Origin of the sequence: Streptomyces sp. NPDC051738, assembly GCF_044453205.1 — a bacterium.
Classification (GTDB): Bacteria; Actinomycetota; Actinomycetes; order Streptomycetales; family Streptomycetaceae; genus Streptomyces.
The window spans coordinates 61,665-75,568 of the sequence record NZ_JBITCM010000034.1 but is presented as its reverse complement, the minus strand read 5'-3'; the positions used below and the strand labels follow the sequence as shown (position 1 = coordinate 75,568).

General features: G+C 70.7%; 13 protein-coding genes. 6 read left to right on the top strand and 7 right to left on the bottom strand.

From position 1 onward, the window contains the following. Positions 1-96: 96 nt before the first annotated feature. The 3 genes from ACIA8X_RS44560 to ACIA8X_RS44550 form a co-directional block, all read right to left on the bottom strand. Positions 97-546 (bottom strand): RpiB/LacA/LacB family sugar-phosphate isomerase, encoded by a 450-nt coding sequence (locus tag ACIA8X_RS44560; RefSeq protein ID WP_393460583.1) that lies wholly within the window; start codon positions 544-546, stop codon positions 97-99. 115 nt (positions 547-661) lie between these two features. Beyond that, entirely contained in the window at positions 662-1,903 is a 1,242-nt protein-coding gene (locus ACIA8X_RS44555) for an ROK family protein (protein ID WP_393460586.1), read from the bottom strand. A 36-nt stretch (positions 1,904-1,939) separates the two neighbouring features. Then, positions 1,940-2,578: an alpha-ketoglutarate-dependent dioxygenase AlkB family protein gene (locus ACIA8X_RS44550; RefSeq protein WP_393460588.1), complete on the bottom strand. Its 639-nt coding sequence runs from the start codon at positions 2,576-2,578 to the stop codon at positions 1,940-1,942. 84 nt (positions 2,579-2,662) lie between these two features. On the opposite strand from ACIA8X_RS44550, the gene ACIA8X_RS44545 reads away from it, so the two are divergent. Beyond that, complete coding sequence (locus ACIA8X_RS44545; protein ID WP_393460591.1) at positions 2,663-3,796, top strand: methyltransferase; 1,134 nt, start codon at positions 2,663-2,665, stop codon at positions 3,794-3,796. Here the strand turns inward: ACIA8X_RS44545 and ACIA8X_RS44540 are convergent. The 3 genes from ACIA8X_RS44540 to ACIA8X_RS44530 all read right to left on the bottom strand — a co-directional run bounded on the left by ACIA8X_RS44540 (position 3,786) and on the right by ACIA8X_RS44530 (position 6,553). Beyond that, a complete protein-coding gene (locus ACIA8X_RS44540; protein WP_393460594.1) occupies positions 3,786-4,622 on the bottom strand; it encodes a class I SAM-dependent methyltransferase in 837 nt (278 codons plus the stop codon). The genes ACIA8X_RS44545 and ACIA8X_RS44540 overlap by 11 nt on opposite strands. Before the next feature lie 45 nt (positions 4,623-4,667). Further along, a complete protein-coding gene (locus tag ACIA8X_RS44535; RefSeq protein ID WP_393460597.1) occupies positions 4,668-5,522 on the bottom strand; it encodes a ketose-bisphosphate aldolase in 855 nt (284 codons plus the stop codon). A gap of 149 nt (positions 5,523-5,671) precedes the next feature. After that, positions 5,672-6,553, bottom strand: a complete 882-nt coding sequence (locus ACIA8X_RS44530; protein WP_393460600.1) for an SIS domain-containing protein — start codon at positions 6,551-6,553, stop codon at positions 5,672-5,674. Positions 6,554-6,700: 147 nt separating this feature from the next. On the opposite strand from ACIA8X_RS44530, the gene ACIA8X_RS44525 reads away from it, so the two are divergent. The 3 genes from ACIA8X_RS44525 (at position 6,701) to ACIA8X_RS44515 (ending at position 10,378) form a co-directional block, all read left to right on the top strand. Continuing rightward, a complete protein-coding gene (locus ACIA8X_RS44525; RefSeq protein WP_393460603.1) occupies positions 6,701-7,480 on the top strand; it encodes a DeoR/GlpR family DNA-binding transcription regulator in 780 nt (259 codons plus the stop codon). A gap of 300 nt (positions 7,481-7,780) precedes the next feature. After that, a complete protein-coding gene (locus ACIA8X_RS44520) occupies positions 7,781-9,616 on the top strand; it encodes a glycoside hydrolase family 15 protein (RefSeq protein WP_399460670.1) in 1,836 nt (611 codons plus the stop codon). Between the two features lie 105 nt (positions 9,617-9,721). Beyond that, a complete protein-coding gene (locus ACIA8X_RS44515) occupies positions 9,722-10,378 on the top strand; it encodes an isochorismatase family protein (RefSeq protein ID WP_393460609.1) in 657 nt (218 codons plus the stop codon). Between the two features lie 5 nt (positions 10,379-10,383). Here the strand turns inward: ACIA8X_RS44515 and ACIA8X_RS44510 are convergent, their stop codons facing one another. Continuing rightward, the gene (locus ACIA8X_RS44510) at positions 10,384-11,709 is read right to left on the bottom strand and encodes a lysine N(6)-hydroxylase/L-ornithine N(5)-oxygenase family protein (protein ID WP_393460612.1); all 1,326 of its coding nucleotides are present in this window, start codon (positions 11,707-11,709) and stop codon (positions 10,384-10,386) included. Positions 11,710-11,793: 84 nt separating this feature from the next. Here ACIA8X_RS44510 and ACIA8X_RS44505 point away from each other — a divergent pair, with 84 nt between their 5' ends. Next, positions 11,794-12,747 carry a methionyl-tRNA formyltransferase gene (locus ACIA8X_RS44505; RefSeq protein WP_399460669.1) on the top strand — a complete coding sequence of 318 codons (954 nt, stop codon included), beginning with the start codon at positions 11,794-11,796 and terminating at the stop codon, positions 12,745-12,747. Between the two features lie 132 nt (positions 12,748-12,879). Beyond that, the gene (locus ACIA8X_RS44500) at positions 12,880-13,896 is read left to right on the top strand and encodes an iron-siderophore ABC transporter substrate-binding protein (RefSeq protein WP_393460618.1); all 1,017 of its coding nucleotides are present in this window, start codon (positions 12,880-12,882) and stop codon (positions 13,894-13,896) included. The last annotated feature ends 8 nt before the right edge of the window (positions 13,897-13,904 follow it).

Here is a 13,904-nt window from a genome sequence, read left to right as displayed (position 1 = left end):
CCTCCGTGCGGTGAAGATTCGACACCTCCACCACACACGGAGGCCTTCGCCATGATCAAGCCCGGCCAGCGTTAACAACGCTCGTGGTCAATACACCTAGGCCCTGCCGACGTCCAGGCGTCCGATGCGCGCCACGTTCTCCCGGTCCTCCGCGTCCGCGCTCGCCTCGCCGGCGAACCAGGCGTCGAGGATCTCCTTGAGCAGCGGCTCGGACGTGAGGCGCAGGCCGAGGGCGAGCACATTGGCGTCGTTCCAGCGGCGGGCGCCGTCGGCCGTGTAGGCGTCCGTGCACAGGGCGGCCCGTACGCCCGGGACCTTGTTCGCGGCGATGGAGGCGCCGGTGCCGGTCCAGCAGCACACGACGGCCTGGTCGGCGGTCCCGTCGGCGACGTCGCGGGCGGCGGCCTCGGAGCAGGCGGCCCACTGGGGGTCGGCGCCGGGGCTGAGCGCGCCGTACGTCACCACCTCGTGGCCGCGGTCGCGCAGCTCGGTGACGAGCGAGCGCGCCACTGGTTCGTCCATGTCCGAGGAGACGGAGATCCGCATGTCACGAAGCGTACCCAGGTCCGTCCTCGTCCGAGAACGCTCCCGCAGCCGCGCCCGCGCTCGCCCGGGCGCCCCGACACCCCACATCCTCAACATCGCCGAGGAGCGGTGAGAGCTACGGCGTCAGCGCTCCCAGCGGATCGTCCAGCACCGGCTGCCAGGCCAACTCGGCCGCGCCGACCAGGCTGTTGTGGTCGAGGGTGCAGGCGAGGATCGGGACGCCGCCGCTCTGGCCCCACAGGCTGCGGTCGGCGACGACGGCGCGCAGGCGGTCGGGGTCGGCGTCGAGGAGGGTGCGGTGGAGGCCGCCGAGGATGATGCGGTCCGGGTTGAGGATGTTGACCAGGCCGGCGAGGCCGAGGCCGAGGCGGTCGATGAGGGCCTCGGTGGCGATGCGGATCGCCGGGTCGTCGTACTGGGTGCGGATCAGGTCGTGGGCCTGCTGGAGAAGGGACACCTCGGGGCCGGGCTCGCGGCCGGCCGCCACGAGGAACGCCAGCGGGTCGGCCTCGACGTCCAGGCAGCCCCGGCTGCCGCAGTGGCAGGGTCTGCCCTCGGGGTTCACGGTGAGGTGGCCGACCTCCAGGGCCAGACCCGAACTGCCGGTGTGCAGACGGCCGTCGAGCACGAGCGCCCCGCCGACACCCCGGTGCCCGGTGGCCACGCACAGCAGGTCGCGGGAGCCGCGCCCCGCGCCGTGCCGGTGCTCGGCGAGCGCGGCGAGGTTGACGTCGTTGCCGGTGAACGCCGGTCCGGTGATCCCGGCCGTGCGCACGCACTCCGTGAAGATACGGCGGACGGGCGCGCCCACCGGCCACGCGAGGTGCAGGGGGTTGAGCGCCAGGCCGTCGGGTTCAGCGACCGCGGAGGGGACGGCCAGGCCCGCGCCCACGCAGCGACGGCCCGTCGTACGCAGCAGGTCGGCGCCCGCCTCGACCACCGAGCCGAGCACCTTCGCCGGATCGGGCTCGACCGTCTCGCAGCCGGGCGCGGTGGCGACGATACGGCCGCCCAGGCCGACCAGCGCCGCCCGGAAACCGTCGGCGTGGACCTGTGCGGCGAGGACGACCGGCCCGTCCTCGGCGACCGACAGCCGGTGCGAGGGCCGGCCCTGCGAACCGGCGGCCGCGCCGGGCCGGGCGTCGACCCGGATCAGCCCGAGGGCCTCCAGCTCGGCGGCGACCGCGCCGGCCGTGGCCCGGGTCACCCCGAGCTCGGCGGTGAGGACGGCACGCGTGGGCGCGCGCCCGGTGTGCACGAGCTCCAACGCGGGCCCGAGCGCGCCGCGCCCCCGGTCCAACCGCGTCCTCGAGGTGGTCCCTTCCCCCGCCGGCCGGGGGTCCGCGTTGCCGCTCATGAGGGCGAGTCTCCCATGATCCGCAGCTGTGGCGGCCTACAGGCCGCTCACTCTGAGCGTGATGTTCAGCCGCCCGGTCAGGCCCAACTCCGGGGGTGCGGTGCCGGGCTGCACCTTCGGCACTCCGTGGTACGCGAGCCGCGACGGGCCGCCGAACACGAACAGGTCGCCGCTGCGCAACTCGACGTCCGTGTAGGGGCGGGTCCGGGTCTCGGTGTTGCCGAAGCGGAACACGCAGGTGTCGCCGAGGCTCAGGGACACCACCGGTGCGTCCGACTTCTCGTCGCTGTCGCGGTGCATGCCCATGCGGGCGTCGGCATCGTAGAAGTTGATCAGCGCGATGTCGTACGCCTCCGCCCCCGGTGTGCCCAGTGCGTCCCGCACCGCGCGGCGGCCCAGCTCGTCGAGCCACTCGGGGAACGGCTTCACCGGGGCGCCGTCGACGACCGTGCGGGCGTAGGCGTACGGGTACCAGTGCCAGCCCAGGCAGACCTGCCGGGCGGTCATCGTGCCGCCACCGGGGGTGCTGACCGTACGCAGGCCGGCCGGTGGGAGCGCCCATGCGCGGCAGGCCTCCAGCAGCTCGCGCTGGCGCTCCGCGTCCAGCCAGTCGGGTACGTGCACCGCGCCCGGCGCGACCTCCGTACGCTCCCGGGGGAACAGCTCGGCGTCCATGCCCCCATCCTCCCGCACCGGCCGTGAGCTGCGGCTCGGCCGGCCGCCGGGGTCGCTTAGCCTTGACGCACGATGAACGACCGTATGACGACGCCCTGGGGCGAGCTCGCACTGACCCGTTTCCCCGAGGACCCGCGTGACAGGCTGCGTGCCTGGGACGCCTCCGACGAGTACCTCCTGAGGCATCTGGCGGAGCGGGAGATCCCGCTGGCCGGCACGGTCGTGGTCCTCGGTGACCGCTGGGGCGCGCTGGTCACGGCACTCGCGGAGCACGGGCCGACGCAGATCACGGACTCCTGCCTCGCCCAGGAGGCGACCCGGGCCAACCTCGCCCGGATCGGCGTCGAGCCCGGCGCCGTCGGGCTGCTGACCACGCAGGACGCGCCGCCGGACCGTATCGACGTGCTGCTGGTGCGGGTGCCGAAGAGCCTGGCGCTGCTGGAGGACCAGCTGCTGCGGCTGGCGCCCTCCGTGCACGAGGGCACGGTGGTCGTCGGCACGGGCATGGTCAAGGAGATCCACACCTCGACGCTCCAGCTGTTCGAGCGGATCCTCGGCCCGACCCGCACCTCGCTCGCGGAGAAGAAGGCCCGGCTGATCTTCTGCACGCCCGAGCCGTCGCGGACGCGGCCCGCGAACCCGTGGCCGTACACCTACGACCTGCCGAACGGCATCGGCGCGGTCTCGGAACGCCCGGTCGTCAATCACGCGGGCGTCTTCTGTGCCGACCGGCTCGACATCGGGACGCGGTTCCTCCTGGGGCATCTGCCGGACGTCAAGGGGGCCCAGCGGGTGGTGGACCTCGGGTGCGGCAACGGCGTCGTCGGTACGGCGGTGGCGCTGGCCAACCCGGAGGCCGAGGTGCTGTTCGTGGACGAGTCGTTCCAGGCCGTGGCCTCGGCTGAGGCGACGTACCGGGCGAACGGGGTGCCGGGGCACGCGGAGTTCCGGGTCGGGGACGGGATGGCGGGTGTGCCGGCCGGGAGTGTCGACCTCGTGCTCAACAATCCGCCGTTCCACTCCCACCAGGCGACGACCGACGCGACGGCCTGGCGGATGTTCTCGGGGGCGCGGCGCGCGCTCAGGCCGGGCGGTGAGCTGTGGGTGATCGGCAATCGGCATCTCGGCTATCACGTGAAGCTGCGGCGGTTGTTCGGCAACAGCCAACTCGTCGCCAGTGACCGGAAGTTCGTGGTGCTGAGGGCCGTCAAGAAGTGACGGTGGGATCCGGGTCCCCGACCCGGTAGCGGTTCAGGCGGTACGACTCGATCTCGCGGCGCCGGATCACCGCCATGGCCCGCAGCAGCATCCGTACGGAGAGGGGTACGGCGCTGCGGACGGGGCCGGTGAAGTCGGCGAAGGTGCGTGACTCGGCGAGCCGGACGTCCGGGCGCCAGGACTCGACATCCCGGGGGTCGTCGCAGCTCCAGCGCATGCGCGCGGCCATCTTGGCGAGGACGTCATGACTGTCCTGCCGGTCGACGACGTAGCCGCTGGCGGTCTCCAGGGCCAGCTCGGCTCCGGGCAGCCGGTCGGCGACGAGGTCGAACACCGAGCGGACCTGGTCCTCGTCGAGGTAGATCATGACGGCCTCGGCGGCGAGGAAGTACGGCCCCGGGCTCGCGCGCACCGTCTCGGCCCAGGCGGGGTCGGTGACGGAGGTGGCGAGGGTGTGTCTGCGGTCGGTGTCCTGGAAGAAGGTGCGGCGCAGGGCCATGACGTCGGGGAGGTCGAGGTCGAACCAGTGGACCGTGCCGTTGTCGAGGCGTTCGAACCGGGTGTTGAGGCCGGTGCCGATCTCCACGACCGTGCCGGCCGGATGGCGGCGCAGGAAGTCGGCCACCCAGGCGTCGAACTGGAGGGTGCGCAGGGTGGCGCCGATCAGGCTCTTCGCCCCGTCGAAGCGCGAGAAGTCGTAGTCGAGGGACTCGACCATCTCCACGGCCTTCGGGTCGTGGATCAGGCCGTTGCGCTTGCGTGTCTGCACGGCCCGCCCGTAGAGCGGGATGAGCAACGTCTCCTGGATCTCGCCCAGTTCAGGCACACGCTTCGACTTAGGCATACCTAAGTATGCACACGGGGTGGTCGGTCAGGGAGCCTTCAGGACGCCGATGATGTCGGCCACCGCCCGCACCATCGCCTCCCGCCCCACGCTCAGGTACTTGCGTGAGTCGACGGCCTCGGGGTGGGCGGCGAGGAAGTCGCGGATCGCTCCCGTCATGGCGATGTTGAGGGCCGTGCCGACGTTGACCTTGGCGATGCCGCCCGCGACGGCCGCGGTCAGTTCGTCGTCGGGGACGCCCGAGGAGCCGTGCAGGACGAGGGGGACGTCCAGGGTGGCGGTCAGGCGCTTGAGGAGGTCGTGGTCGAGGGTGGCGGTGCGGGTGGTCATGGCGTGCGAGCTGCCGATGGCCACCGCGAGGGCGTCGACGCCGGAGTCGGTGACGAAGGCATGGGCCTCGGCGGGGTCGGTGCGGGCGCCGGGGGCGTGGGCGTCGAGGGGCGGCTCGCCGTTCTTGCCGCCCAGGCGCCCCAACTCGGCCTCGATCCAGAGACCTTGGGCGTGCGCCCAGCCGACGGCCGCCTTCGTCGCGGCGAGGTTGTCCGCGTACGGCAGGCGGGCCGCGTCGTACATCACCGAGCTGAACCCCGCGTCCGGCGCCTGGCGCAGCAGCTCGTCGCTCTGGATGTGGTCGAGGTGCAGGGCGACGGGGACGGCGGCGCGTTCGGCGGCGGCGACGGCCGCGCGGGCGAGCGGCAGGAGCCGTCCGTAGCGGAACTTGACGGCGTTCTCGCTGACTTGGAGGACGACCGGTGAACTCACCGACTCCGCACCGGCGATGACGGCCTCGATGTGCTCCAGGGTGATGACGTTGAAGGCGGCGACGGCGGAGCGGGCTGCGGCGGCGCCGGCGATGAGCTCGCCGGTGGTCACGAGGGGCACGGCCTGTCCTTTCTCGGCACGTGAGGGGCGCGCCGGCGGGCGATGGGACGCCAGGGCGATCCGACGCCATGGCGAGGGCTTGCCATGGCGAGGGGCCGCCATGGCGAGGGGGTGGGCATGGCGTGGCGTGCCATGGGGCAGCGGCTCCGTCAGGGGGCGAGGATCACCGAGCGGGTGAGGTGACGCGGCTGGTCCGGATCGAGCCCTCGGGCGGCGGCGACGGCGACGGCGAGCCGCTGGGCGCGGACCAGTTCGGCGAGAGGGTCGAGGCGGCCCTCGATCCACAACCCGCCCGTCGAGCGCACCTGTTCGGCCAGCCCCTCGGGCGCCTCACCGAACATCCAGGTCGCGGTGCCGCTCGTGGTGATGCTGATCGGGCCGTGCCGGTACTCCATCGCCGGGTAGGCCTCGGTCCAGGACAGCGACGCCTCGCGCATCTTCAGCCCGGCTTCGTTGGCCAGTCCCACGGTCCAGCCACGGCCCAGGAAGGTGAACTGCCCGCACTCCACGAGCCCTTCGGGCAGTTCGGCGGCGAGCGCGACGCGGGCGTCGGCCACGGCATCGTCGGTGTGCAGGCCGAGGTGGGCGCGGAGCAGGGTCAGGGCGGTGGTCGCGAACCGGGTCTGGACGACGGACCGTTCCTCCGCGTAGTCGAGGACGACGATGTCGTGCGCCGCCGCCATGACGGGCGTGTTCGGGTCGGCGGTGATCGCCGTGGTGCGGGTACGGCCCTTCAACTGCCCCAGCAAATCGAGGACTTCGGTGGTGGTGCCGGAGCGGGTGAGGGCGAGGACACGGTCGTACGTCCGCCCGTGCGGGAACTCCGAGGCGGCGAAGGCGTCCGTCTCCCCCTGGCCCGCTCCCTCGCGCAGCGCGGCGAAGGCCTGCGCCATGAAGTACGACGTGCCGCAGCCGACCACCGCGATCCGCTCCCCCGGCGCCGGCAGCAGCCCGCCGAGGCCGGCCGCCTCCGCCGCGGCGCGCGTCCAGCACTCGGGCTGACTGTTGAGCTCGTCCTCGACATGCGTCATGCCGCCACCTTCCCGGCTTTCCACAGAGCCTCACACTCATGCGCAATGCTTATTCTTGCAAGATATCGCTAGCTTTCGAGCAGAATCAAGCATTCCAGCGGAAAGGGTGTGCGCTAGGGTCGCCGGAGACAGAGGAATGGAGGGCGGATGTCGCGCGATGCCCGCTGGAAGGCGCTGCTGGAGCTGCTCGTCGAGCGGGGCCGACTGGACGTCGAGGAGGCAGCCGCCGATCTGGAGGTTTCCTCCGCCACGATCCGCCGGGACTTCGATCAGCTCGCCGAGCAGCAAATGCTGGTCCGCACCAGGGGCGGCGCCGTCGTGCACGGGGTGTCGTACGAACTGCCGCTGCGCTACAAGACCGCCCGGCACGCCTCCGAGAAGCAGCGCATCGCCAAGGCGGTGGCCGACCTCATCGCGCCCGGCGAGGCGGTGGGCCTGACCGGCGGCACGACGACCACCGAGGTGGCACGCGCCCTGGCGGTGCGCAGCGACCTGGTGACCGGCTCGCCCGCGCTGACCGTCGTCACCAACGCGCTGAACATCGCCAATGAGCTGGCCGTACGCCCCCAGTTCAAGATCGTGGTCACCGGCGGCGTCGCGCGCCCACAGTCGTACGAGCTCATCGGGCCGCTCGCGGACGGGGTACTGGCCCAGATCACGATCGATGTGGCGGTGCTCGGCGTGGTCGCCCTCGATGCCACGCACGGCGCCGCCGCGCACGACGAGGCTGAGGCGGCGATCAACCGGCTGCTGTGCGAGCGGGCCGAGCGGGTGATCGTGGCCGCGGACTCCAGCAAGCTGGGCCAGCGGGCGTTCGCCCGGATCTGCGCGACCGACGCGGTGGACACCCTGGTCACGGACACGGCGGCCCCGGCGGAGACGGTGCGCAGCTTCGAGGAGGCGGGGCTGAAGGTCGTCACGGTCTGACCGACCCCGGGCTCCGATCACGGCCCCATTCCCGTGCCGGCGCCCGCCGGCGGCCCGCCCTCGCGCCCCTGCCCTCGGCCCGCGCTCCGATTCACGTCCGGTGGTGGCACCCGGTGAACCTGCCGCCGCCCACCCAGCGGACCACTTCCGGGTCGTCCAGGTCGTGGACCGGGATGCCGCAGCACCGGCCGGCGTACTGATCCCCGTCACCGGCCCGGCCCCGGATCCCGATCCCGGCCCCCGCCCGCCCGATTCCACCTACGCTGGGAGCGAGGCGCATGGCGGGCCAGGGAGGCTGCGATGAGCACGACACCGATCGACCACGAGGGACCGGCGGCGTCACGGTATGTGCCGATCGCCGAGCACGGGCTGATCGGCGACCTGCGCAGTGTGGCCCTGGTCGGGACGGACGGAACGATCGACTGGTACTGCTGCCCGGCCTTCGATGCGCCGAGCGTCTTCGCGGCCATCCTGGACGCTGAGCGGGGCGGCTGCTTCGAGCTGGCGGCCGCAGTGCCGGCGAAGACCAAGCAGTTCTACTTCCCCGACACGAACGTCCTGATCACCCGGTTCTTCACCGAGGACGGCGTCGGCGAGGTGCAGGACTTCATGCCGGTCGACGGCGACCCGGCCGACGCGGAACGCCACCGGCTGATCCGGCGCGTGGTCTGCGTGCGCGGGTCCATCCCGTTCCGGACGCGCGTGGCGCCGCGCTTCGAGTACGGTGCCCAGCCGCACACCGTGCGCATGGTCGGCGAGGTCGCGGTCTTCGAGTCCGAGACGCTCTCGCTCGGGCTGACCGCGACCGTACCGCTGGAGGTCGACGACCTTGACGCGTACGCCGAGTTCAAGCTCTCCCAGAGCGAGTCGGCGGTGTTCGCGCTGGACCAGGTCGGCGGCGAGGTGACCCCGCGTCGGTGCGCCAGGACCGAGGCCGAGGCGCAGCTGCACAGCACCGTGGAGTACTGGCGGCAGTGGCTGTCCGCCTCCAAGTACCGGGGCCGCTGGCGGGAGATGGTGCACCGCTCGGCCCTCACGTTGAAGCTGCTCACCTACGCGCCCACCGGCGCCATCGTGGCCGCGCCGACGACGAGCCTGCCCGAGGAGATCGGCGGCGAACGCAACTGGGACTACCGGTACGTGTGGATCCGCGACGCCGCCTTCTGCGTGTACGCGCTCCTACGGCTGGGTTTCACCAGCGAGGCCGAGGCGTTCATGCAGTTCCTGACCCGCCACGTCAGCAGGGGCGACGGCTGCAACGCCGGTCCGCTGCAGATCATGTACGGCATCGACGGCCGCGCCGACCTGCCCGAGCGCGAACTCGACCACCTGGAGGGGCACCTCGGTTCCGCCCCGGTGCGGATCGGCAACGCCGCCGCCGACCAGCTCCAGCTGGACATCTACGGCGCGCTGGTCGACTCGATCTACCTCTACGACAAGTGGGCGCAGCCGATCTCCAGCGACCAGTGGGACGACGTGTGCGCGCTGGTGGACTGGGTGTGCGAGCACTGGGACCAGCCCGACGAGGGCATCTGGGAGACCCGCGGCGGCCGCAAGAACTTCCTGTACTCGCGGCTGATGTGCTGGGTCGCGATCGAGCGCGGGATCCGCATGGCCAACCGGCGCGGCCTGCCCGCCGATCTGCCGCGCTGGCAGGCGTGCCGGGACACGATCTACCGGCGGATCATGAAGCGCGGCTGGTCCGAGACGCGCAAGGCCTTCGTCCAGCACGAGGGCGGCGACGTGCTCGACGCTTCCCTGCTGATGATGCCGCTGGCGAAGTTCATCGCGCCGACGGACCCCAAGTGGCTGTCCACCCTTGACGCGCTCACCCAGGAGCTGGTGTCCGACTCGCTGGTCTACCGCTACGACCCGATGGCCAGCCCCGACGGGCTGCGCGGCGACGAGGGCACGTTCTCGATCTGCTCGTTCTGGTACGTCGAGGCGATGGTCCGGGCCGGCCGGATCGACGAGGCGCGGCTCGCCTTCGAGAAGATGCTGACGTACGCCAATCATCTGGGGCTGTACGCCGAGGAGATCAGCCACACCGGCGAGCAACAGGGCAACTTCCCCCAGGCGTTCACGCATCTCGCGCTGATCAGTGCGGCCTTCAATCTGGACCGCGCCCTGGGGTGAGGCGAGTTCGGTGAGGCGAGTTCACAGGTTTCACGGGCGAGACAATCGAACTTAGGTGAGGCTAACCTAACAAGGGTTCCCCAACTCACCGAAGGGCAACCCGAGATGACGCCTGGCTCGATCTTCCCGTACGTCATGCCGACCCCCGCCATGCTGCCCGACGACCGGACCGGGTGGACCCTCGACCCGGGCCGGGCGGCACTCGTGGTGCTCAATCTGCAACGGCGTTTCCTGCGGGAACTGGACCAGGAGGGTGCCCCCGTCGCCGAACTCCTCACGAACGTCGGCCGGTTGGCGGATGCCGCCCATGGGGCTGGCGTCCCCGTCATCCACTCGGTGCCGGCCGGCGAGCGGGGCCCCGCCCCCACCGGCCGTCCTTCCGGGCGGCCGGCCGACAGGAACGGCGCGGACGGCGAGGCGTTCGCCGAGCAGGTGACGCCCCGCATCGGCGACAGCGTGCTCACCGCCCGGAAATACAGCGCCTTCGCCCGGACCCGACTGGACAGCCGGTTACGCGAACTGAGGCGGGATCAGGTGGTGGTAGTCGGGTTGTTCGCCCGGGTCGGCGTCCTGATGACGGCCGCCGACGCCTGGGTGGAGGATCTGGAACCTTTCGTGGTCGCGGACGCCATCGCCGATGTGTCGGCCGGGAGCCATGAGTTCGCGCTCGAGTGGGTGGCGGACACATGTGGGGCGGTGACGTCCACGGATCGGGTGGCGGCGGCCTTCGACCCCGCCGTACCGGCGGCGGAGGCGGTCTGACCGGCTCAGACGGGGGCCGTGCGGCGGGCCAGCAGGGAGCGGTGGATCTCCCCGGCGCGGATCGCGGTGGTCGACAGCAGGGTCGAGGTCAGTCCGTGGGTGTGCTCGGTGCCGCCCTGCAGATAGATCCCCGCGGTGACGTCGGACGCGGTCTCCACGCGATGGTCGCGCGAGACACGGATCGCGTCCCCGTCGTCCCGGAGGCAGACCTTCGCCGCCTCGCCGAGCAGGGCGGTGAGGTCGCGGGGCCGGTATCCGGTGGCGTGCACGAGCACGTCGGCCTCAAGGGTCTGCTGTTCGCCTGTCGGCAGGAACTCCACCGCGATGTCGAGCCCGCCGTCCCCGCGCCGCCCGACCTCGCGGATGCGGGAGACGTTGAGGAAGCGCAGCCGCTCGCGGCCGATGACCTTCTCCTGGTACGCGGTGGCGTACAGGGACTCGATCAACTCCATGTCGACGACGGAGTAGTTGGTGGAGCGGTGGTAGTCGAACAGGGACTGTTTCACCTCGGAGGGCGAGCCGAAGTACACGTCCACCGCCTCCGGGTCGAAGATGCGGTTGGCGAACGGGCTGTCGTCGGCCGGGGTGTAGCCGTACTTGGCGAACACCGCGCAGACCTCGGCCTCAGGGAAGGAGCGGTGCAGATAGTCGACGGTCTCGGCGGCACTCTGCCCCGCGCCGAGCACGACCGCGCGGCGCACCGGCGCGCCCGTGTGGGCGAGTTCGGTCACCCGGGGCAGTAACTGGCTGTTGTGCCAGACGCGTTCGGAGAGTTCGACGCCGGGCGGCACATGGGGTTCCAGGCCGACCGCCACGCTGATGTCGCGGGCGCGATAGGTGATGTGCCGGCCCGGCCGCTCCGGGTCACGGCAGACGACCTCGAAGTGCGTGACCGTGCCGTTGTCGTCGCGCACGGGGTCGACGGCGGTCACGCAGTGGTCGTACGCCACGAGGTGCCGCACCCGCTCGGCGGCCCACTCGAAGTACTCGTGGAACTCCACGCGCAGCGGGAAGAGCGTCTTCTGGTTCAGGAAGTCGATCAGCCGGCCGCGCTCGCGCAGGAAGCACAGGAAGCTGAAGTCGCTGGCCGGATCGCGCAGCGTCACCAGGTCCTTGAGAAACGACACCTGCATCGTGGCGTCGTCGATGAGCATGCCCCGGTGCCAGCCGAAACCCGACTGTCGCTCCAGGAAAAGGGCGTTGGTCCGACGGTCGGCCGGAAGATCCGCGTTGTGTTCGTCAATCGCTATGGCCAGGGCGAGATTTGACGGCCCGAAGCCGATTCCGAGGACGTCGTAGGTGGTGTCCGATCCCGTGAGCGGTGACTTCACCGTGGCATCGCCTCCCTCAGGCAGCCACATGTTAGATAAGGTTAGCCTTACCTTGCAATGGAGCCTGCCGAAGGGGAGAACCGCATGCGCGTCGCCATGTTCGGCTACCAGACCTGGGGTCACCGCACACTCCAGGCCCTGCTGGACTCCGACCACGAGGTCGTCCTCGTGGTCACGCACCCGAAGAGCGACCACGCCTACGAGAAGATCTGGGACGACAACGTCGCCGAACTGGCCGAGAAGAACGACGTCCCCGTACTCCTGCGCAACCGCCCCGACGACCCCGAACTCCTGGCCGCCCTGCGCGACGCACGGCCCGACATCCTGGTCGCCAACAACTGGCGCACCTGGCTGCCGCCGGAGCTGTTCGACCTGCCTCCGCACGGCACGCTCAACGTGCACGACTCGCTGCTGCCGTCGTATGCCGGCTTCTCACCCATCATCTGGGCGCTCATCAACGGGGAGGCGCGCGTCGGCGTCACCGCGCACCGCATGAACGCCGAGCTGGACGCCGGGGACATCCTGATGCAGCGCTCGGTGGCGGTCGGTCCGACGGACACCGCAACTGACCTGTTCCACCGCACAGTCGACCTGATCGCGCCGATCGTGCGCGAGTCGCTCGACCTCATCGCCTCCGGCAAGGACGCCACCCACTGGCAGCCGCAGGACCGCAGCCGGGCGAGCTTCTTCCACAAACGCTCGCTGGAGGACAGCCGCATCGACTGGAACTGGCCGGCGGAGCGTCTGGAGCGGCTCGTGCGAGCGCAGTCGGACCCGTACCCCAACGCGTACACGTTCCATCGCGGACAGCGGATCAGGATCGCCTCCGCCGCCGTCTCCGAGGCCAGCTACGGCGGTACTCCGGGCCGAATCTTCATCCGCGAGGGCGACGGCGTGGTCATCGTGGCGGGCAGCGAGGCCCACACGGGCCGCCACCCGGGGCTGGTCATCAAGCGACTGCGCACGGACGACGGCACGGAGTACGCGGCGACCGACTACTTCCGCACGATGGGGGGTTACCTCACCGCCCGCCCCTGAACATTGGTGACGAAACGTCAACTCACGTCCGATACAGAGAAGTTGTCCGAAACCCGTTGTTAAGGCAAGGCTTACCTTGCTTTACTGACGGCCGTACAGATCCTGCCTGTTTCACCGGCGCAAGGGACGCACATGACGAGAAAGCTCCGCACCACCCTTCTCACCGTCACCCTGGCCGCCGCCTTGGCAGCCTGCGGCTCCGTGGAGGACGACTCGAACACCTCCTCCGACGCCTCCGGCGACGCGAAGGCGGACGCCTCGTCCGCCTTCCCGGTGTCCATCAAGCACAAGTTCGGCACCACGAAGGTCACCAAGGCGCCGGAGCGGATCGTGGTGATCGGCAACGGCGGTACGGACGACGTCGACGCGCTGTACGCCCTGGGTGTCACGCCGGTCGCCGTGTCCAAGGACGCCCTCAGCTCGGACGGCGTCTATCCGTGGCTGAAGGACAAGATCGACACCAAGAAGACCGAGCTCCTCGACACGCTGACCGCCGTCGACTACGAGAAGGTGGCGTCCCTCCAGCCCGATCTGATCCTGGCCACCTCCGACTTCACCCTGGACAAGGACTACAAGAAGCTCGCCGCCGTGGCGCCGACCATCGGCTACGAGACGGCCTGGGGCCAGCAGACCTGGCAGGAGCACGTACAGGTGGTCGCCAAGGCCGTCGGCAAGGAGGAGCAGGGCGAGCAGGTCATCAAGGAGACCGAGGACAGCATCGCCGCGGTGAAGGCGAAGCATCCGAAGCTTCAGGGCAAGACCTACAGCCTGTCCATCGGCAACACCCCGGCGAAGATCTTCACGATCGCGTCCGAGGAGGACTTCGCCGCGAAGCTGATGAGCCAGGTCGGGATGGGCCTGACGCCGACCGTGAAGAACATCAAGACGGTCAACGGCAGCCCGACCGGCGAGCTGTCCTTCGAGCAGCTCGACAAGCTGGACGCCGATCTGGCGGTCATCGCGTTCACCACGCCTGACCTGAAGAAGGCCTTCGAGTCCAGTGACCTGGTGAAGAACATGTCCGCGGTGAAGGACGACCGGTACGTCGTGACGGACGTCGCGACCATCAGCCAGCTCCGCAGCCCGTCCGTGCTGGGCATCCCGTGGGCGCTGGACAACCTGGAGCCCGGGTTCGAGAAGCTCGACTGACCGCCCGA

Coding starts and splice junctions, on each gene's coding strand:
- ACIA8X_RS44515 (WP_393460609.1), top strand. CDS start 9,722: ATGACGCCTGGCTCGATCTTCCCGTACGTCATGCCGACCCCCGCCATG.
- ACIA8X_RS44555 (WP_393460586.1), bottom strand. CDS start 1,903: ATGAGCGGCAACGCGGACCCCCGGCCGGCGGGGGAAGGGACCACCTCG.
- ACIA8X_RS44505 (WP_399460669.1), top strand. CDS start 11,794: ATGCGCGTCGCCATGTTCGGCTACCAGACCTGGGGTCACCGCACACTC.
- ACIA8X_RS44545 (WP_393460591.1), top strand. CDS start 2,663: ATGACGACGCCCTGGGGCGAGCTCGCACTGACCCGTTTCCCCGAGGAC.
- ACIA8X_RS44550 (WP_393460588.1), bottom strand. CDS start 2,578: ATGGACGCCGAGCTGTTCCCCCGGGAGCGTACGGAGGTCGCGCCGGGC.
- ACIA8X_RS44560 (WP_393460583.1), bottom strand. CDS start 546: ATGCGGATCTCCGTCTCCTCGGACATGGACGAACCAGTGGCGCGCTCG.
- ACIA8X_RS44525 (WP_393460603.1), top strand. CDS start 6,701: ATGTCGCGCGATGCCCGCTGGAAGGCGCTGCTGGAGCTGCTCGTCGAG.
- ACIA8X_RS44520 (WP_399460670.1), top strand. CDS start 7,781: ATGAGCACGACACCGATCGACCACGAGGGACCGGCGGCGTCACGGTAT.
- ACIA8X_RS44530 (WP_393460600.1), bottom strand. CDS start 6,553: ATGACGCATGTCGAGGACGAGCTCAACAGTCAGCCCGAGTGCTGGACG.
- ACIA8X_RS44500 (WP_393460618.1), top strand. CDS start 12,880: ATGACGAGAAAGCTCCGCACCACCCTTCTCACCGTCACCCTGGCCGCC.